This is a genomic window from Brachybacterium sp. UNK5269, assembly GCF_049266655.1.
Classification (GTDB): domain Bacteria; phylum Actinomycetota; class Actinomycetes; order Actinomycetales; family Dermabacteraceae; genus Brachybacterium.
This window is the reverse complement of record NZ_CP184883.1, coordinates 1,937,526-1,954,958: the sequence shown is the minus strand read 5'-3', so window position 1 is coordinate 1,954,958 and position 17,433 is coordinate 1,937,526. Positions and strand designations below refer to the sequence as shown.

Annotated in this window: 19 protein-coding genes; 8 read left to right on the top strand and 11 right to left on the bottom strand. The window is 67.5% G+C overall.

Annotation, left to right across the window (positions count from 1 at the left end; all coding sequences use genetic code 11):
- Window positions 1–242: 242 nt before the first annotated feature.
- Window positions 243–1,769 (bottom strand): MFS transporter, encoded by a 1,527-nt coding sequence (locus ACOJUI_RS09110; RefSeq protein WP_422114655.1) that lies wholly within the window; start codon window positions 1,767–1,769, stop codon window positions 243–245.
- A gap of 192 nt (window positions 1,770–1,961) precedes the next feature.
- Between ACOJUI_RS09110 and ACOJUI_RS09105 the strand changes: the two genes are divergently transcribed.
- Window positions 1,962–2,501 (top strand): TetR/AcrR family transcriptional regulator, encoded by a 540-nt coding sequence (locus tag ACOJUI_RS09105; RefSeq protein WP_422114654.1) that lies wholly within the window; start codon window positions 1,962–1,964, stop codon window positions 2,499–2,501.
- Between the two features lie 163 nt (window positions 2,502–2,664).
- Here the strand turns inward: ACOJUI_RS09105 and ACOJUI_RS09100 are convergent, their stop codons facing one another.
- On the bottom strand, window positions 2,665–3,327 hold the full coding sequence (locus ACOJUI_RS09100; RefSeq protein WP_422114653.1) for a cation transporter: 663 nt from the start codon (window positions 3,325–3,327) through the stop codon (window positions 2,665–2,667).
- The gene (gene cmtR, locus ACOJUI_RS09095; protein WP_422114652.1) at window positions 3,324–3,680 is read right to left on the bottom strand and encodes a Cd(II)/Pb(II)-sensing metalloregulatory transcriptional regulator CmtR; all 357 of its coding nucleotides are present in this window, start codon (window positions 3,678–3,680) and stop codon (window positions 3,324–3,326) included. The genes ACOJUI_RS09100 and cmtR overlap by 4 nt, the downstream gene beginning before the upstream one ends.
- A 479-nt stretch (window positions 3,681–4,159) precedes the next feature.
- On the opposite strand from cmtR, the gene ACOJUI_RS09090 reads away from it, so the two are divergent.
- From ACOJUI_RS09090 to ACOJUI_RS09080, 3 genes are all read left to right on the top strand, one after another.
- Window positions 4,160–6,391: a heavy metal translocating P-type ATPase gene (locus ACOJUI_RS09090; protein ID WP_422114651.1), complete on the top strand. Its 2,232-nt coding sequence runs from the start codon at window positions 4,160–4,162 to the stop codon at window positions 6,389–6,391.
- Window positions 6,381–7,094 (top strand): response regulator transcription factor, encoded by a 714-nt coding sequence (locus ACOJUI_RS09085; protein WP_422114650.1) that lies wholly within the window; start codon window positions 6,381–6,383, stop codon window positions 7,092–7,094. The genes ACOJUI_RS09090 and ACOJUI_RS09085 overlap by 11 nt, the downstream gene beginning before the upstream one ends.
- A gap of 67 nt (window positions 7,095–7,161) precedes the next feature.
- The gene (locus ACOJUI_RS09080) at window positions 7,162–8,238 is read left to right on the top strand and encodes a sensor histidine kinase (RefSeq protein ID WP_422117644.1); all 1,077 of its coding nucleotides are present in this window, start codon (window positions 7,162–7,164) and stop codon (window positions 8,236–8,238) included.
- Window positions 8,239–8,264: 26 nt separating this feature from the next.
- Here the strand turns inward: ACOJUI_RS09080 and ACOJUI_RS09075 are convergent, their stop codons facing one another.
- The 4 genes from ACOJUI_RS09075 to ACOJUI_RS09060 all read right to left on the bottom strand — a co-directional run bounded on the left by ACOJUI_RS09075 (window position 8,265) and on the right by ACOJUI_RS09060 (window position 10,937).
- On the bottom strand, window positions 8,265–9,032 hold the full coding sequence (locus ACOJUI_RS09075) for a cytochrome c biogenesis CcdA family protein (protein WP_422114649.1): 768 nt from the start codon (window positions 9,030–9,032) through the stop codon (window positions 8,265–8,267).
- Complete coding sequence (locus ACOJUI_RS09070; RefSeq protein ID WP_422117643.1) at window positions 9,032–9,640, bottom strand: TlpA family protein disulfide reductase; 609 nt, start codon at window positions 9,638–9,640, stop codon at window positions 9,032–9,034. The genes ACOJUI_RS09075 and ACOJUI_RS09070 overlap by 1 nt, the downstream gene beginning before the upstream one ends.
- Before the next feature lie 50 nt (window positions 9,641–9,690).
- Entirely contained in the window at window positions 9,691–10,254 is a 564-nt protein-coding gene (locus tag ACOJUI_RS09065; protein ID WP_422114648.1) for a CueP family metal-binding protein, read from the bottom strand.
- A gap of 86 nt (window positions 10,255–10,340) precedes the next feature.
- On the bottom strand, window positions 10,341–10,937 hold the full coding sequence (locus ACOJUI_RS09060; protein ID WP_422114647.1) for a YdhK family protein: 597 nt from the start codon (window positions 10,935–10,937) through the stop codon (window positions 10,341–10,343).
- Between the two features lie 221 nt (window positions 10,938–11,158).
- On the opposite strand from ACOJUI_RS09060, the gene ACOJUI_RS09055 reads away from it, so the two are divergent.
- A complete protein-coding gene (locus ACOJUI_RS09055) occupies window positions 11,159–11,569 on the top strand; it encodes a four-helix bundle copper-binding protein (protein WP_422114646.1) in 411 nt (136 codons plus the stop codon).
- 35 nt (window positions 11,570–11,604) lie between these two features.
- On the opposite strand, the gene ACOJUI_RS09050 is transcribed toward ACOJUI_RS09055, so the two are convergent.
- Window positions 11,605–12,114 (bottom strand): NlpC/P60 family protein, encoded by a 510-nt coding sequence (locus ACOJUI_RS09050; RefSeq protein WP_422114645.1) that lies wholly within the window; start codon window positions 12,112–12,114, stop codon window positions 11,605–11,607.
- Between the two features lie 1,184 nt (window positions 12,115–13,298).
- Here ACOJUI_RS09050 and ACOJUI_RS09045 point away from each other — a divergent pair.
- Window positions 13,299–13,928: a thermonuclease family protein gene (locus ACOJUI_RS09045; RefSeq protein ID WP_422114644.1), complete on the top strand. Its 630-nt coding sequence runs from the start codon at window positions 13,299–13,301 to the stop codon at window positions 13,926–13,928.
- A 402-nt stretch (window positions 13,929–14,330) separates the two neighbouring features.
- Here ACOJUI_RS09045 and ACOJUI_RS09040 read toward each other — a convergent pair whose 3' ends face one another.
- Together ACOJUI_RS09040 and ACOJUI_RS09035 are read right to left on the bottom strand one after the other, a co-directional pair.
- On the bottom strand, window positions 14,331–14,843 hold the full coding sequence (locus tag ACOJUI_RS09040) for a hypothetical protein (RefSeq protein WP_422114643.1): 513 nt from the start codon (window positions 14,841–14,843) through the stop codon (window positions 14,331–14,333).
- Window positions 14,844–15,270: 427 nt separating this feature from the next.
- Entirely contained in the window at window positions 15,271–15,681 is a 411-nt protein-coding gene (locus tag ACOJUI_RS09035) for a hypothetical protein (protein ID WP_422114642.1), read from the bottom strand.
- 444 nt (window positions 15,682–16,125) lie between these two features.
- On the opposite strand from ACOJUI_RS09035, the gene ACOJUI_RS09030 reads away from it, so the two are divergent.
- Entirely contained in the window at window positions 16,126–16,284 is a 159-nt protein-coding gene (locus tag ACOJUI_RS09030; protein WP_422114641.1) for a hypothetical protein, read from the top strand.
- Between the two features lie 3 nt (window positions 16,285–16,287).
- Window positions 16,288–16,872 carry a recombinase family protein gene (locus ACOJUI_RS09025; protein ID WP_422114640.1) on the top strand — a complete coding sequence of 195 codons (585 nt, stop codon included), beginning with the start codon at window positions 16,288–16,290 and terminating at the stop codon, window positions 16,870–16,872.
- Window positions 16,873–16,975: 103 nt separating this feature from the next.
- On the opposite strand, the gene ACOJUI_RS09020 is transcribed toward ACOJUI_RS09025, so the two are convergent.
- Complete coding sequence (locus tag ACOJUI_RS09020; protein WP_422114639.1) at window positions 16,976–17,428, bottom strand: hypothetical protein; 453 nt, start codon at window positions 17,426–17,428, stop codon at window positions 16,976–16,978.
- Window positions 17,429–17,433 lie beyond the last annotated feature (5 nt).

Below are 17,433 nucleotides of genomic sequence, written 5' to 3'. Positions count from 1 at the left end.
CCTGAAGACGACCTCGCGGATCTGTCCGACCCGCTCGACCACGGCAGTTCGGAGCGCCGGGCGGGCCGGCTTGGAGGGAGAGGGATGGGTCACAGCGGCCGACGTCGTCGGCCTCGCTGCTCGGCGCGCATCGGCGCCGAGGCCCGGCACCCGTCGAGTCACGGCAGCGCACGGTTGGCCGCTGCGCTGAGGACTCGATGGGGACCCTCTCCCGGACGCGAGCGCCGCGAGGTGAGGGGACCTCAGTGCCGCAGCGTGCGGTGCGCGATCAGCGCCGCGATGATCATCAGCCCCGCCCCGATGCCGCTGGTGAGGACCACCCCGGAGTCGAAGGCGTGGCGGGCCGAGCTCAGCAGTGTCTCGGCTGCACCGGTGGGGAGATCGGCGGCGACCGCCGTTGCCCCGCCGAGGGTCTCCGAGGCCGCGGTCTGCTGCTGGGCGGTCAGAGCCGTGGGCACCTGGACCTGGCTGCGGTAGGAGGCGTTCAGCAGGCTGCCCAGCACGGCGGTGCCGAGCACGGCGCCGGTCTCGTAGGCGGTCTCGGAGATCGCCGAGGCGGCCCCGGCCTTCTCGGCGGGGACGGCGGAGAGGATGAGGTCGTTGCTGATCGTCTCGGCTGCTCCCACGCCTGCACCGAGGATCGAGAAGGCGATCAGCAGGGCGAGGTCGCTGCCCCAGGAGCCGGTGACCATGACGAGCGTGAAGCCCGTGGCGTTCAGCAGGAGTCCGCCGGTCACGACGGTGGCCGGGGTGACGTGGCGGACCAGCCGAACCACCAGCAGCCCGGCCATGATCGTGACCAGCAGGCCGGGCAGCAGCACGAGCCCCGCGTCCAAGGGACTGCGGCCGCTGACCAGCTGCAGATGCTGCGAGATGAAGTACAGGAACCCGACCAGTGAGAACACGCTGAGGAGGTTCGCGGCGACCGCACCGGTGAACACCGGCCGGGTGAACAGGGTGACGTCGAGCATCGGCTCCGGGCGGGCCAGCTGCCGGCGCACGAACGTCACCCCGGACAGCAGCGCGATCGCTGCGCACACGAGGGCGACGACGCCGATGCCCCCGGTCGCGAAGGACTTGATCGCGTAGACCAGCGGCGTCATCGTCGCGAGGGCCAGCAGCACGCTGAGGGGGTCGACGGGTCCCGGTGCGGGATCCTTCGACTCCGGGATGAGGACCGGCCCGAGCAGCAGCAGCGGCAGCATCACCGGCACCGCGAGCAGGAACACCGAGCCCCAGGCGAAGTGCTCGAGGAGGGCTCCGCCGACGATCGGGCCCAGTGCTGCTCCGCCGGAGAACCCGGCCGCCCAGATCGCGATCGCGGTGCGGCGCTCGGTGGGATCGGTGAAGATGTTCCGGATCAGCGACAGCGTGGCCGGCATGAGCATGGCGCCGAAGAACCCCATCAGGGCACGTGCGGCGATCAGCGTCTGGGCCGACGGGGAGAACGCGGCAAGGGCGGAGAAGAGCGTGAAGCCGGTGCCGCCGATCAGCAGCAGCCGCCGGCGACCCAGACGATCACCCAGGCTGCCCATCGGGACGAGCAGGCCGGCCAGGATCAGCGGGTAGATGTCCACGATCCAGAGCAGCTGCTGGCCGCTCGGGGCGAGGGCTTCCGAGATGGCCGGCAGTGCGAAGGAGAGGACCGTGTTGTCGATCGCGACCAGCAGGACCGGGAGCATCAGGACGACGAGCGCCCACCACTTCGAGACGCTGCGGGCAGAGAGCGATGCGGTCGTGTCGGTGGTGGGAGTCACCGAGACCTCCATGAGGGGTGTGGAGCGGGCAAGTGCTGCGCGGCAGGTAGAGCGGTGGATGAACTGCGGGGATGGTGGCGCAGCGCAGCACGATCGGGGATGGACATCCCCCGAGATCGCCGCGCCGGGCCGACCGACAAGCTATACCGTCCAGACGGTACAGTTCAACGGGGTCGCGAACCTGCGGCGAGTAAGGTCGGTCTCATGTCCGCACGCGATGACCTGCTCGCCGCCTACCAGGCGCTGCTGCTCGACGAGGGGCAGCGCGCCACCACCCTCGAGGCTGTCGCAGCCAGGGCCGGGGTCTCCAAAGGCGGTCTGCTCTACCACTTCAAGTCCAAGGAAGCCCTCGCCGAAGCCCTGATCGAGCGACTGGACGAGCTGGTGGGCCAGGACCTCGAGGCGATGCGCACGGCCGACGACGGGCCGTCCCGCTACTACGTGCGCACCTCGGTGTGGACGGACTCGCCCCTGGACCGGGCGCTCGTCGCCGTCGCCCAGCTCGCGCAGGAATCCCACGTCGGCGCCCGCCGCGCGATGGCCCGGGCCCGCGAAGGCTGGCTGGCTCTCATCGTCGAGGAGGTCGGACACCGGCCGACGGCGCACGCCATCCTGCTCATCGGCGATGGCCTCTACTTCAATGCGGCACTCTCCGGCGGCGCCGAACCCGCCGACACCGAGCACGTCGCCCCGGACGATCTCATGCCCGTGATCGCCCACCTGCTCGAGAACGAGCGTCACTGAGCACGGGGATGCGGAGCCTGTCGGCGGCCCGGAGCACGGCGAGAGCCCGGATCGTCACCCAGGGGTTCGGTTCGTGGCGTCGTACGGGCCCCCAGTCGACCGAGTCGACGTTGGAGCCGCTCTCGGCGACTCGGTACCAGCGGGAGTCCGCGGGCCGAGGCAGCTAGTTCGCGGGGTGGGTGCGCTCCTCGGTCATCTCCTCCAGGACGTCGAAGGGTGACTCGACATCGCCCCGCCATGCCTCGACGCCTTCTCGGATGGCGAGCGCCGCAACGACCAGAGCGGCGACGGAATCTGCCCACTCCCACCCGAACAGGCTGTTCAGCAGCAATCCGATGAGGACGGTGCCGGAGAGGTAGACGCACAGCAGGAGCTGCTTGGCATCGGCCACGACGCTCCTGGAGCCGAGCTCCCGGCCGGTGCGGAACTCGAACCACGCCAGGAGCGGCATGACGAGCAGGCTGAGGGTCGCTATGCCGATGCCGAACGGACTGTGATCGACGCCGTGGGCTCCGGTCAGGGAGAGCACGGAGTCGATGATGACGTAGCCGGCCAGGGCGAAGAACGCGATGCCGATCGCTCGAACCGTCACCTTCTCCCAGCGCTCAGGGTCCTTCCGAGTGAACTGCCACGCGACGGCCAGCGCTGAGAGCACCTCCACGATGGAGTCCAGGCCGAAGCCGATCAGCGCAGCGGAGGAGGCCAGAGCGCCCGCCCAGAGCGCCACGGCGGCCTCGATCACGTTGTAGGAGATCGTGAAGCCGACGATGAACCGGACGCGGCGGTGCAGCACCCTTCGTCGCTCTTCGGTGATGGCGGCGGTCATCGTGTCGCCTCCTCGCAGCAGCCCGGGATCGGACATGCCGGGTCCATGCACGGCGCGCTCTCATCGACCGCGAGAGTCACCTCGACCAGGGCGGTCAGCGCCCGCCCCAGATGCTGGTCCGCGATCTCGTAGCGGGTCTGTCGTCCTTCGGGTGCCGCCACGACGATGCCGCAGTCACGCAGGCAGGCCAGGTGGTTGGAGACGTTGGAGCGGGTCAGGTCCAGCTCGCGTGAGAGCACGGCCGGATAGCTCGGCCCCGCAAGGAGGGACATGAGGATGCGGGAGCGGGTCGGGTCGGCCATCGCCCGGCCCAGCCGATTCATCACCTCGAGGCGGCCAGCACTGGTCAGCATGTAGTGACTATACAGCCGCGAGTGACCTGAGGGGCGGGGCCCGCATGCAGGTCGAGCGCGTGGTGCCGGCGCCCCGAGTGGTTGCCGGGGTGCGGGCAAGGCCGAAGGGCGAGTGTCGGGCATAGGGGGCCGGGTGCCAGGCGGCGGTGATCACCGTGGGCTCACGGCGGAGGCGCTCTCGCCGTCGGCGGCCACGCCGCGAGGGTTCGCCGGCAGCGAAGGCATGGAGCGGACCCTTGCGTTATACCCCCAGGGGGTATATATCTGGGGCGATGGACGATGCACGCTGCCGTTCCTGGGGCGAGGTGTACCGCATGATCCCCGGAGCTCGCCGACCTCTGCAGTCGGCGTCGACCGGCGGTGCTCGCCGACGCCCGGTGGGGTCCGCGCCGCCATCACCGAGGGCGGCTGCACCGCCCGCCGACACCTGACCACCTCGCTGGCCGAAGCCCCGTCCAGGGCCTCGCGAAAGGGACACGATGACCACTCCGCACCACCACGATCACCCCGCTCCTCCCGCACCCGACCATGTCGGGCACGACGTGGCGGGCCATGATCCGCACGCCGGGCACGACATGTCGGGTCACGGGGGCCATGCAGGTCATGGTGATCATGTGGGGATGTTCCGTCGGCTGTTCTGGATCATGCTCGTCCTGGCTGTCCCGACGGTCCTGCTGAACGGGATGTTCGCCGATCTGCTCGGCTACACGCTGCCGGACGCGGCCTGGGTGCGGTGGGTCTCGCCGGTCCTGGGCACGGTCATGTACCTGTGGGGCGGTCGACCATTCCTGATGGGCGCGGTCGAGGAGATCCGGGATCGCAAGCCCGGCATGATGCTCCTGATCGGGATGGCGATCACGGTCGCCTTCTTTTCCTCGCTCGGCGCCAGCCTCGGACTGCTGTCCCACGGGCTCGACTTCTGGTGGGAGCTCGCCCTCCTGATCGTGATCATGCTGCTGGGCCACTGGCTCGAGATGCGCTCCCTCGCGCAGACCTCCTCCGCGCTGGACTCCCTGGCCGCCCTCCTGCCCGACCAGGCCGAGAAGATCGAGGGCGAGGACATCGTCGCGGTCTCCCCGGCCGAGCTGCAGCTCGGAGACGTCGTGATCGTGCGACCCGGTGGCCGGGTCCCGGCCGACGGGGAAGTCGTCGATGGTGGCGCCGACGTCGACGAGTCGATGATCACCGGCGAGTCCAGCCCCGTGCGTCGCGAGATCGGTGATCAGGTCGTCGCCGGCACGGTGGCCACGGACAACGCGCTGCGCGTGCGCGTCACCGCGATCGGTGAGGACACGGCCCTGTCCGGCATCCAGCGCCTGGTCGCCCACGCCCAATCCTCCACGACCCGGGCCCAGCTGCTCGCGGACAGAGCCGCCGGCTGGCTGTTCTGGTACGCGCTGATCGCGGCGGTCGTCACCGCGATCGTGTGGACGGTTGTCGGGGTGCCCGAGAGTGCGCTGGTCCGCGCGATCACCGTTCTGGTCATCGCCTGCCCTCATGCGCTGGGTCTGGCGATCCCGTTGGTGGTGTCCATCTCGACCGAGCGGGCCGCGCAGGGCGGCGTCCTGGTCAAGGAGCGTGCCGCCCTGGAGCGGATGCGCACCATCGACACCGTCCTGTTCGACAAGACGGGCACGCTGACCAAGGGCGAGCCCGCCCTGAACCACGTCACCACCGTCGGCGACCTGGGCGAGGACGAGCTGCTCGCGCTGGCCGCCGCGGCCGAAGCCGACAGCGAGCACCCCCTCGCCCGGGCGATTACCGCCGCCGCCGTCGACCGCGGGCTCGACGTGCCGCGCGCCACCGCTTTCCGGTCCGCCACCGCGGTCGGCGTCAGTGCGACCGTGGAGGGGCGCACCGTCCAGGTGGGCGGACCCCACCTGCTGGCCGAGCACGGTCACCAGCCGCTGCCGGCGACCGGGTCGTGGTCGGCCGACGGGGCGATCGTCCTCCACGTCTTGGTCGATGGGCAGATCGCGGGTGGGATCGGCTTGGCCGATGAGGTCCGCGAGGAATCCCGTGAGGCCGTCGACGCCCTGCATGAGCTGGGAATCCGCGTCGTCATGATCACGGGCGATGCCCGGCCCGTTGCCCGCGCCGTGGCCGGCGAGCTGGGGATTGACCAGGTCTTCGCCCAGGTGCGTCCGGAGCACAAGAGCGAGAAGGTCCTCGAGCTCCAGCGCGACGGACGGGCCGTGGCGATGGTCGGCGACGGCGTCAACGATGCCCCCGCCCTCGCGCAGGCCGACGTCGGCATCGCGATCGGTGCCGGCACCGACGTCGCGATCGCCTCCGCCGGCGTGATCCTGGCCTCCGACGATCCCCGCTCGGTGCTCTCGGTGATCCAGCTCTCCCGTGCCAGTTACCGCAAGATGAAGCAGAACCTGTGGTGGGCTGCCGGGTACAACATCGCCGCCGTTCCGCTGGCCGCCGGTGTCCTGGCGCCGATCGGGTTCGTACTGCCCATGTCGGTCGGCGCGATCCTGATGTCGTTGTCCACTGTCGTTGTGGCCTTGAATGCGCAGATGCTGCGCCGACTGGATCTGACCCCTGCCAAGAGCGCGGCGCGCCTGGCCGGCCGCGAGAGCTCGACCTCGGTGTCGACGACCCAGTCTTCGAGCCGCGCGGGCTCGGCCAGCTCCCGGTCGGACTCGAGCAGGACCTCCACGGCGCCCAGGAACGGAGATCAGACTGGAGCCCATGAGGAGTGAATCGGCTCGAGCTGCAGCGACGGTTCTCGTTGTCGAAGACGAAGTCGCGCTCTCGGACGTCGTGCAGGCATATCTCGTGAAGGCCGGCTACGCCACGGGGAGCGCGCGAAGCGGTCCGGAGGCGGTGGAGGTAGCCCGCGCCTTGTCACCGGACGTGATCATCCTCGATCTCGGCCTGCCTGGCCTTGATGGCTTGGAGGTGATGAGGAGGATCCGCGCCTTCTCCGACTGCTACGTGCTGATCACGACGGCGCGCTCAGAGGAGGTTGATCGCCTGGTGGGGCTGTCGGTGGGTGCGGATGACTACCTCACTAAACCGTTCAGCGTGCGTGAACTTGTCGCCCGGGTCCAGGCCGTGCTGCGGCGGCCCCGCGGCGAGCCCGGGACCGCTCCTTCGGGCACGGTGCGCGCGTTCGGAGAGCTTGAGATCGATACGGCCGCCCAGGAGGTGCGGCTCGCTGGCCAACCAGTCCCGCTGACCCCCACCGAGAGGGGACTGCTTATGACCCTGGCCCGTCGGCCGGGCCAGGTCTTCAGCCGCCACCAGCTGATGGAAGCCGTCTGGGGTGGTTCCTGGATCGGAGATGACCATCTTGTCGATGTGCATATTGCCAACCTGCGACGAAAACTGGACGAGACAGCGGGTTCGGCACGGTATGTCACCACGGTCCGCGGTATCGGGTACCGGATGGGGAAGGGGTGAGGGCGTGACTGATCCCCGCTCATCGGCCAGAACGATCCGCCCCGGCACGAGCCTCGCCTCACGTTTAATGATCGGCCAGCTCATCGTGCTGTGTGCCGGCGCCGTCAGCATCACCGCTCTGACGGTGATGATCGGACCCGCCGTCTTCCACTATCACCTGCTCCAGACTGCTCTTCCGGTGGGCAGCGCTGAGATTCTGCATATCGAGCGCGCCTACCGTGACGCTCTCGCCCTCGCCCTGGGGGTCGGACTGGTGGTCTCCCTCCTAGCGGCAGGCCTGGTCACCTGGAGACTGGCGCGACGACTCCGGCAGACGCTCCACCGCCTCACCCTGGCCGTGGACGAACTCTCCCGAGGCCACTACTCCACTCGGGTGCCCGCCCTCGGCGCGGGAACCGAGCTGGACTCTCTGGCCGCCACGCTCAACGACATGGCTGCACGCCTAGATGCCGTCGAAGAGAATCGCCGCCGGCTGCTCTCTGACCTCGCCCACGAGCTACGTACTCCCATTGCTACTCTCTCGGCAAATCACGAGGCGATGGCTGATGGTGTCATCGAGCCGGAGGCGGCCATGCCCATCCTTGCCGGTCAGACCGTACGCCTGTCCCGGCTGGCCGACGACATCAGCGAGGTGTCCCGTGCCGAAGAGGGACAGCTCCCGGTGGAGCTGCGGCCAACGTCGGTCCGCGACCTGCTGGACTCAACACTCCAGGAATGGGAGGAGAGGTTCGAGGCAGCGGGTGTGGCATTGCGACGAGGTTTCGTTATGCGCCGATCACCGATCATTCACGCCGACCCGGACCGCCTCGCCCAGGTACTCGGAAACCTCCTGAGCAATGCCCTGCGGCACACCTCGCCCGGAGGCACCGTCACGCTTTCGGCCACGATGGAGGGCGGCACCGTGGTGATCTCTGTGGCGGACAACGGCGAGGGTTTCACCGCCGAGGACCGGTCACGCCTGTTCGAACGTTTCTTCCGCGCCGACAGCGCTCGCACCCGTGAGGACTCCGGGTCAGGTATCGGTCTGACGATCAGCCGCGCCCTGGTCGATGCGCACGGTGGAACCATGTCCGCAGCCAGTGAGGGGCCCGGACAGGGAGCCACCTTCACCATCCGGCTTCCTGGAGCGACCGCTGACCGCTGAGCCCGCCGCGCACGGAGGGCCGCCCCTTAGACGATCGTGGTGAAGTTACCGACTCGTACCTGCAGCAATGCCATCCACTGCTCCCACACCCCGGAGACCAGCAACAGCCCGATGGTGATCAGGACGGACCCGCCGACGATCTGCAGCGTGCGGCGATGCCGGGACAGCACTTTGGAGATGCCCAGGGCTCGCCGGAACACGAGGGCGAAGAGGATGAACGGGATCCCGAGCCCGATCGCGTAGCCGAAGGCGAGGAGGGCGCCGCGGCTGGCGGATGCCTCCCCGAGGCTGAGCGCCGCGACCGCGGCGAACGTCGGGCCGATGCACGGGGTCCAGGAGAAGCCGAACGTGATCCCAAGCAAAGGTGCGCCGGCGAGTCCGGCATCGGGGCGCTTCCGGATCCGTTTCTCGCCCGAGAGCCGGGGGAAGATCCCCACGAACACCAGGCCCATGAGGATCACCAGCACTCCGGAGATCCGATTGATCGCGCTGGTGTACTGGACCATCAGCGCCCCGAGCGCGCCGACGAATCCGCCGATGACCAGGAATACCGCAGTGAACCCGGCGACAAACAGCACCGCGCCGGCGACCAAACGCCCTGGACGCTCACCCGGATCGCTGGGGCTGCGCGGGCTGGTGTTCTGTCCGGTGAGGCCGGTGATGTATCCGAGGTAGCCAGGAACCACCGGCAGCACGCACGGGGAGAGGAACGCGACCAGACCGGCCACCATCGACAGCAGGAGCGCCACGGCCAGGGGCCCACTCAGCACGGTGGTGGCGAACAGTTCACCCATCAGGCACCCTCCTCCAGCACGGCGTCCAGGAGACTCTCGAGGGTGCTCTGGTCGGCCGCGCCCGTGATCCGGGCAGCTACTCGTCCTTCAGCATCGAGGATCAACGTCGTGGGGACCGCGTTGGGCGAGACGCTGCCGTCCATGGAGGAGATCACGGCCCCGTCGGGGTCTGGGATCGAGGGATAGGTGATCCCGAAGGTCTCCTCGAACGCGGCGGCCGGCCCGGCCTTATCTCGGGTGTTCACGCCCACAAACTCCACGCCCAGGGAGCCGTATTCGGCGTGCACGGCCTTCAGCGCCGGCGCTTCAACCCGGCATGGCGGACACGAGGCGTACCAGACGTTGATCACCAAAGGTGCACCGCGCAGCGCCGCGGAGTCGAAGTCGTCTCCGCTGTATGTCGTTCCCCGGATCTCCAGAGGAGCGGCGCGGCCCTCGGGAGGAATCTCCACGACGACACCATCACCGGAGACGTACCCGGCGTTCGCCTGGCTCGCCGCGTCCGAGGAACCGCTGCACGCCGCAAGGAGGGAAGCAAGGACGAGCAGACCGCCGCCCAATCGGAGTGTGGTCCGCCGACTCGGGCCGGGCCGAGCCCCGCTTCGCACGTCAGGGCTGATGACGGGATGTCGAAGTGCAGTGGGGAGCCTGCGTCGGCTCACGTCAGCTGGAGACTGGTCAGACAGGTCAGATCATCCTCCGCCTGGGTCGAGATGGACACGGTCCCTGTGACGTCCTCGAGGGCGCACGTGAGCTCGGCGGTGATCCCGCGCGGCAACCAGAAACCGACGAACCCGTTGTCGTGCGTGGTGTGAGTGCCGTCCTCGAGGATCTCGCCCGAGCTGCTGTCGACCACGCTCACGGAGATCTCGCGGTTGCGCAGCTCCCCGCGGCACGTCGTCAGGCTGTGGAAGGCGCACTCGTGGGTGGCCTCCACGAATGGGGCCACCGACAGGTAGAACTGATCCGGCGGAAGGGGCAACTCGGCCTCGCGCCCTGCATCGTCACTGAGCTGAAGGGATGTCGCGGTGACGCTGGCGATCAGGTTCTGCGGTCGCTCAGCCACCGGGAGCGCTTCAAGCTGGTCGATGATCTCCTGTGCGTCGGCGTCAGCGAACCCATGTTCCCGGAGCAGGTCCTCATCTCCCGTGACGGGAGCGTCCTCAGCTCCGCGGGTCCCACAGCCAGCGACCACGAACGGGAGCAGTCCGACACCGATCAAGAGTGATCGTCGGGGCAGCTGGCCGATCCCGCGGCGGGACCCACCGCCGGAGGGACCCAACGCGCTACGCGGTCTTGCCGGGGAGTTCACTGGAGGGGCTCGATCTCGCTCTCGACGACCCACTTGTGGTTCGTCATCATCATCCCGTCGGCCTCGAAGTCGACCATGTACACGGTCTCCTCGGTGGCACTGTCGATGGTGGCCTCAGCACCCTCCATACCCGCCATGTGATCGGCGGTGATCACCACCTCGGTGCCCTCCGCCAGCGGTGCCTCGCCCGGGTCCTCGAGCTCCTCGTGAACGACCCACTTGTGGTCGGTGACCGGATCGCCACCATCGGCCGGGGTGAAGCTGACCGCGTACGTGGTGGTGTCGAAGGCACCGGAGATCGTCGCCGTCGCGCCCTCCATGCCCTCCATGTGGTCCGCCGTGAGCGTCACCTCCGTGCCGACAGGGAACTCGGGATCCTCCGCCGGTGCCATCCCCTCCGGTGCCGGACCACCATCCATCGGATGCTCCATGCCCCCGTGGCCGCCACCATCGGACGCTTCGGACGTCTCGGCCGCCGCCGACCCGCCCGAGGTCTGACCTTCGTCAGACCCGCTGTCAGTGCATCCGGCAAGCACAATCGCACCGGTGACGACGACCGCCGCGAAACGACCGAAAGAACGACGAGAACGCATGATTTCTCCTAGTCAGAGGACATTTTGCACGAGCCTAGGACCCCCAGATCAAGGTCCCCTCAAGATCACGTCTCGATGTCTTGAGCACAGCGCTGACCAGTCTCTTCGTCCTGCCTCCGAACGCACGGTCCACTCGCTTCCGTCTCTCGTGATGGCCTGACTATCGTCGTCAGGGCGGGCCGCTATCCGCCGGTCCGTTCGGAGCGAGAAGGAGCAGAACCATGACCCATCACGTCACCTCAATGCTTCAGACCTACCCGAAGGACCTCGGCAGCATCGACCAGCAGAAGCTCGCTGAATGCATCGAGGCTTGCTTCGAGTGCGCCCAGACCTGCACCGCCTGCGCGGACGCCTGCTTGGCCGAGGACATGGTGGCGGAGCTGACCCAGTGCATCCGCCTCAACCAGGACTGCGCCGACGTCTGCGAGACGACCGGTCGGGTCCTGTCCCGTCAGACGGGCACCAACGTTGCCCTGAACCGTGCTCTGCTCGAGGCGTGTCAGGCAGCGTGCCGTTCCTGCGCCGAGGAATGCGAGAAGCACGCCGGCATGCACGAGCACTGCAAGATCTGCGCCGAGGCCTGCCGACGCTGCGAGCAGGCCTGCGCCGAGCTGCTCGCCTCGATCGGCTGACACCGCTCCCTCTACGCTGGCGTCGTGGCGTTCTGTCAGCGGAAGGTGACGAAGGTCGGCGAACCCCAGATGGTGCGCTCGCTGACGGAGCCCTTGCTGTTGCCGGCGTCGATCACCGTGTTGCCGCCCGCGTAGATTCCCAGGTGGCCCGGCCACACCACGAGGTCACCAGGCTTGGCCTCGGACTTCGAGATCGTGGTGCCGGCCGCGACCTGCTGCGACGAGGTGCGAGGCAGGGCGATGCCGGCCTGCGCGTACGCGTACGAGCTCAGCCCCGAGCAGTCGAAGCTGACGCCCGGCTTGGAGGTCCCCCACGAGTACGAGACCCCGACCTGGCTGCGCGCGGCGTCGACGATCGCCTGCTGAGAGTTCGTCGCAGAGTGAGCCGGAGCCGGAGCAGACGTTCCGCCGGTAGAGATCGAAGCGCCCCCGCCGTTCAGTGCACCGCGGGTCTGCGGGCCCACGACCCCGTCGATCTTCAGGTCGTGCGAGCGCTGGAAGTCCTTCACGGCCCCATGGGTGAGCCGACCGAACTTGCCGTCCACGGACAGTGAGGCACCGTGCTCGTTCAGTGCCGTCTGGAGCCGCTCCACCGAAGAGCCCTGCGAACCCCACCGCAGCTTCTCGGCCCCCAACGCAGACGTCGCGTGTGCAGGGGCCGGCGTCGCCGGCGCGGCAGCCTGTGCAGTAACGGTAGGTGCAGCGGGCAACGCGGCAGGGGCGGCCTGTGCGGGGCCTGCGAGTAGCGTGGACCCGAGGACGACCGTGCCGAGCACAGCGGCACCGCCCGTGCCCCGCAGAGCCCGACCAGCGATCCCCACGGGCGTGACTGCTCGGCCGACGGCCCGATGGGTGTTGTTCTGGGACATGGTTCTACTCCGTAAGTTCCCCTCCTCGAGACGGGAGGGAGTCGATGACTTCGTCAGTGCCACAGCGACAGCGGAGCGAGCAACGAGGCGACGGCTCATGTCGTGGGCGGCGACATCAACGTACGGCCCTGATCAGCCCCACAGAGCAACGATGGGAGGGTCCACCGAAGGATTTAGCCGATCCTTGACTCCACAGCCGTGCATACCCCCGGGGGGTAGGGATCGCCTTTACCTTCGTTGGGCAGACTGTGGCTTAGGTGGAGCACGACGCCTCACGGGTCGGCGATCCCGACGTCAGCGCGCCAAGGCGTAGCTTTCCTCCTGGCGGGCTGCGGAGATCACCGGCACGGGCGTCTCGTGCTGGCCCTCACCCCTGTAGGGAGCGGTGCGCTGCCCTCGGCGACTTCGGCGACTTCGGCGACTTCGGCGGCGAGGACCAGGCCGACTAGGTCCAGACATCGAAGAGCGCGCGAGGAAGCAGCGCGATGAAGATCGCGAGCGCCACGGCGGTGTTTCAGGTCATGCTCCGGCGGCCGCGGCGGGTAAGGGCGAGTGCGTCGAGGGTCGACCGCATGCCAGGACTCGGCTCATGGCAGTTGCTTCGTTGGGGTATACCCCGCGCGACAGATGTGTCGCAAAAATGCGGAGTTGGACCCTATCGGCAACCGTAAGTGACCGGTGCGTAACTGTCCTGGTGGGGTGCCCCAGTTTGGTCCGTGCCCAGCGACGCCGATGTTGACGGCGATCTTCGCATCAGCCCCCCAATCCGCGCGGCTTGCTCGAGAAGTGGCACTCTGGTCGTATCCGCTGCGACCGCGAGCACCTCGCCGCTCTCTCCCGATCCTTTGAGGGGCCCGATCATGAGCACCTTCACCCGGCGCGACGTCATCCTCGCTTTGACCGCTGGCGCGGTCGCCGCGGGCGCCGTCACCATCGCGCGAGACCCCAGCATCCTCGACAGCTTGGGACGCAGGGGCGATGACTTGGCCCACCCGCGCGACTTCCGCTGGCTCCGTGAGCTGATCGTTCCTCCGAACCGTGAGCTGCGCACCGTGGACGGCGTGATCGACGGGGAGACCATCGAAGTAAGCGACGGGCGCGGCAGTGTGTCGCGGGTGCGGTTGATCGGCGTCTACGCCCCATTGGCTGGGCAGCAGGGCGAGGAGTCCGAGTGCGGTGCGGACGAAGCTGCCGCCTTCGTCACCGAGCTGCTGCCCGTCGGCGCACCCGTCTACCTCGTGGATGACAGCCTCGCGCAGGACAAGGACGCGCACGGTCAGCTCCTACGCTACGTCGAGACCGCAGACGGTACCGACGTTGGCCATCTAGTTCTCTCCGAGGGATATGGCGTCAACTGGAACGCCAGAACAGAGCCGGAATTTGACCGCTCCGAGGACTACAACCACGCCACGGTCATCTCACTCGACCACAACAGAGGATTCTGGGCCAGCTGTAACGCACAGGACTTTCCCCCGCAGCGGACGAGCTGAGCACGACCTCGAGCGACGGCACGAAGCGCTTCGGACTACTCGAGGCCGTCGCCGACGGGATGATTGGAACGCGTACAACACCGCCGGCCGCACGCGATCCGTCCCATCACGGTCACGTCGCACGGCAGGAGTTCTCTCGCTGCCCACTGCGGCCCCGCGCTCGGTCAGAAGTCGCCGACGCACGTCCTCGTGGAAGCTCCAGCGAGCTGATCCGTGTCGCCCCTGGGCGAGATGCTGAAGACTTCGAAGCGTCATCATGCTCGCCGCCACAAGTAGTCCGGGCGGGGGTGGCTCTGGCTGTGTCTTCCAGATCGGTGTACAGTCGAACTAGCCTCACCCGCTGGGATCGAGGAAGTAAAGGCCAGGACACCTGCGGTTTCGTGGGGCCTGGCCTTCGCGCTGTCAGAGATCGAGGCGGATCTCCGTCACGAGCGTGGCGAGCTCCGCAGGCAGCGGACCTGCACTGGCGCGAGCGGTGCCCACCACGCCAAGCAGCAGATCCGGGGACCATAGAAGCGGCTGAGTGGGCCCGGGTACCCAGTCTGCGCGAAGCGAGTGAGGGATAAGGCGTCGACCACGCAGGCCATCGATGCGGCGCCGATCCGTGCGGTCCTGGGCAGCGGATCGGGATTCGAAAGTCACCTGGTCCACTTCACGCTCTGCGAGCTCCCACATCAGACGCTCGAAGCACACACCCCGCGCCCTCTCTTGTTTCACGTCCGGACGAAGGGGCGCGGCGATCACGACGACGTGGCGGATGCCGAGAGCCGGGAGGAGGCCGGCGGCTTCTGCTCGTCCGCGATCACCGAGTTCCCGCCAGTGGAGCTTCCGACCGCGCGGCGCGAGGGCCTGCAGCATCTCGGACGCCTCCTGCTCGGCGTCGACATTGGTGAGCGAAGCGCCGAGAAGATACATCGGGAGGGCAACACCGTCCTCCCGCGCACTCTCGTCAACCCATGCCCTCATCCGGATCCTCTCTGACGCGAGCCGGGGTCGCCTCGTGCGAGGCGACCCCGGCTGCTACTCACTTCCGGCGACCGTCGCCGTTGCGCGTCCGGTCAGTGAGCACGTAGCTCTGGCCCGGCCGCGGAGTCGGCGGGAGCGGAGAGCCGTAGACGCTCGTCCGTTCCTCACCAGTGGAACCGCCGCGCGGCCCCACGATCCGGTACTGCCCTGAGGCTGGCGTGGCCTGCCCGGGCTTCAGCGCCTTCTTTGCGTGAGACACGAGGTCTCCTTTCCGCCACCAGGGAGGTAGGAAGTATCCTCGAGGGGCATCTGGACGATGCTCGAGGCCCTAGTGGCTTGAAGCCTGGACCCGTGGCTGCGGGTCCAGGCTTCGTCTCTACTCCGCCTCATTACTGCTGTGATCAGTGGAGTTGTTCTTGGTGCGGTTGCTCCGCACGATCGTGGAGGGCCCCTCGACCGCAATGCACAGCATCCCGTCCTCGACGAACGGTTCGAACCGCCGACTGACGGTCGTGTCAATGTTGTATGCCTGCGTGAAGGCAGTCGCTGACAGGAGCGTCTGGCCCGACGGCGACGGCTTCCGCAACTCGTAAGACTGCGCGGACGGCTCTGCCGGGCGAAGCGCCATCACTTTCCGCTCTCGGTCGAACATCAGCTCCACCACCATCGCTCGGTCGATGAACGCATGAGCGGCACCGCTGATCGAAATGATGCCCCGCTTCTGCACAGTGACACTCGGGGTGCCCCGCATCGGAGCTTGGCGCTTGTCGAAAAGCTCGAAACCCATGACTTCCCTCCCTCGCCATCTGGCAGCCTCGGACGAGGCGACCGCGCCACTGAGTGTCGCATACATGTTCGACCGCGACAAGAGCCTGAAGATGTACTGAACTACAACGCGATCGCTCTTACGTCCTCTCCGAGCAAACCCTGGCCGGCTCATCCCATCGTCTAGTCCAAGTAGACGCTGAAATTATCGACTGCCGTCGTGGCTGCGGCCGTGCCGTCGACCTTGCTGGGCTTCGCGACGTCACCCGTTTGGGTATACCTCAATGTGACAGCTCGCGCCGGGAGTCGCTACGGCTCCCAATAGGGTCCCGGGCGGCGGTTTCATGACACATCTGTTGACGTGGCCGCGCCGACCACCTCAATGGGGCAGACTTTCTGCATGGTGAACAGATCAGAGGGCTCGTGGACGGCGTGGGCGTTGGTCCTCGTTGGAGTCCTGGTATTCGTGAGCCTCGTGACGGGCTTGGCCGCGCTACTCACCGACTACAAGTGGATGAGCTCCCATACGCTGTTCTTCTATCTGTCGGTCACCGTGGCCACGCTTGCGGGTGCACTGGCCTCACGTGCACGCCGGCGGCACGAGCAGCAGGACGAGGGGGAGTAGGCGGTGCCCACCACGCAGCGCGTCGCGTACGTCCGAGTGTCCTCCGCCGGCCAGAACCTCGCCCGGCAGCTCGAGGCGATCGGCTGCGTCGACAAGACCTACCGCGAGTACCAGTCCGGCTCCACGACCTCGCAGCGGCCCGTGCTGCGGGAGGCGCTGGACTATGTCCGCGAGGGCGACACCCTTGTCGTCGCCTCCATCGACCGGCTCGCTCGCTCGCTGCGGGACATGCTCGCGATCATGGAGGAGCTCGAGCGCAAGGGCGTCACCGTCGAGTTCAAGTCTCAGGGCCTCGTGATCCGGCCGGACGGGCGAGACCTCACCACCCGGCTGATCCTGCACATCATCACCGCCGTGGCCCAGTCCGAGCGCGAGATGATCCGTGAGCGCCAGGCCGAGGGCATCGCGATCGCCAAGCAGACCCCCGGCAAGTACCCCGGCCGCAAGCGCCTCCTGGACAGCGACCAGATCCGCGAGGTCCGCAACGCAGCGGCCGCCGGCATCCCCAAAGCCCAGATCGCACGTACCTACGGGATCAGTCGAAACACGCTGTATCGATACATAAGGGATGCTCCTGTTTCACAGTAGGTCCGGCGCGATTGAACTCGGAAAGCTGAGCGAAGCGATAAAGCCTGATATTGGGGCATGGCGACTAAAGGCCACCAATGGAGCTAGTAACTCCTTGTGATCGCTACCTTAAGTTCCAGGAAAAATTGCCTACGAGATGAATGGCAATGCGACCCGAATCCGCCTTGTAGAGGGAAATTCGTATAGGCGCACTGTTCTTTCCTGTGATCGGCTCGGCGTGGTCTAGTGCCCCCGCTTCGGCGCCTATGAGCCATCGTTGCTCCTCGCGTGAGTGTATTGTCCCCTCGACGAGCCATGGGTAGTCGCCAGGGTTGAGGTACACGTCAGCTCCGGCCTTAACGCACTTGCGGGCGTCGTCTAGGCTGATGTTCCACTCAGCGAGATGCAACAAATCCCCGGACGGGTGGCGCAGTACCTCCATTTCGTCGCCATCGAACTCGCCAGGGCGCATATGGCTGAATCTGGCCAAGGGGTCAATCTCCTGCTGGACACGCCCCACCTGCTCCCTGAATGTGGTGCTCCTTGTTTGCCTCTTGCCAGATTCTCCGCGCTTCATTTGTG

Bases quoted from the DNA above. Each gene is read 5' to 3' on its own strand.
- ACOJUI_RS09080 (WP_422117644.1), top strand. From the start codon at position 7,162: ATGATCGGCCAGCTCATCGTGCTGTGTGCCGGCGCCGTCAGCATCACC.
- ACOJUI_RS09045 (WP_422114644.1), top strand. From the start codon at position 13,299: ATGAGCACCTTCACCCGGCGCGACGTCATCCTCGCTTTGACCGCTGGC.
- ACOJUI_RS09090 (WP_422114651.1), top strand. From the start codon at position 4,160: ATGACCACTCCGCACCACCACGATCACCCCGCTCCTCCCGCACCCGAC.
- ACOJUI_RS09110 (WP_422114655.1), bottom strand. From the start codon at position 1,769: ATGGAGGTCTCGGTGACTCCCACCACCGACACGACCGCATCGCTCTCT.
- ACOJUI_RS09075 (WP_422114649.1), bottom strand. From the start codon at position 9,032: ATGGGTGAACTGTTCGCCACCACCGTGCTGAGTGGGCCCCTGGCCGTG.
- ACOJUI_RS09040 (WP_422114643.1), bottom strand. From the start codon at position 14,843: ATGTATCTTCTCGGCGCTTCGCTCACCAATGTCGACGCCGAGCAGGAG.
- ACOJUI_RS09100 (WP_422114653.1), bottom strand. From the start codon at position 3,327: ATGACCGCCGCCATCACCGAAGAGCGACGAAGGGTGCTGCACCGCCGC.
- ACOJUI_RS09085 (WP_422114650.1), top strand. From the start codon at position 6,381: ATGAGGAGTGAATCGGCTCGAGCTGCAGCGACGGTTCTCGTTGTCGAA.
- ACOJUI_RS09035 (WP_422114642.1), bottom strand. From the start codon at position 15,681: ATGGGTTTCGAGCTTTTCGACAAGCGCCAAGCTCCGATGCGGGGCACC.
- ACOJUI_RS09055 (WP_422114646.1), top strand. From the start codon at position 11,159: ATGACCCATCACGTCACCTCAATGCTTCAGACCTACCCGAAGGACCTC.
- cmtR (WP_422114652.1), bottom strand. From the start codon at position 3,680: ATGCTGACCAGTGCTGGCCGCCTCGAGGTGATGAATCGGCTGGGCCGG.
- ACOJUI_RS09105 (WP_422114654.1), top strand. From the start codon at position 1,962: ATGTCCGCACGCGATGACCTGCTCGCCGCCTACCAGGCGCTGCTGCTC.
- ACOJUI_RS09060 (WP_422114647.1), bottom strand. From the start codon at position 10,937: ATGCGTTCTCGTCGTTCTTTCGGTCGTTTCGCGGCGGTCGTCGTCACC.
- ACOJUI_RS09020 (WP_422114639.1), bottom strand. From the start codon at position 17,428: ATGAAGCGCGGAGAATCTGGCAAGAGGCAAACAAGGAGCACCACATTC.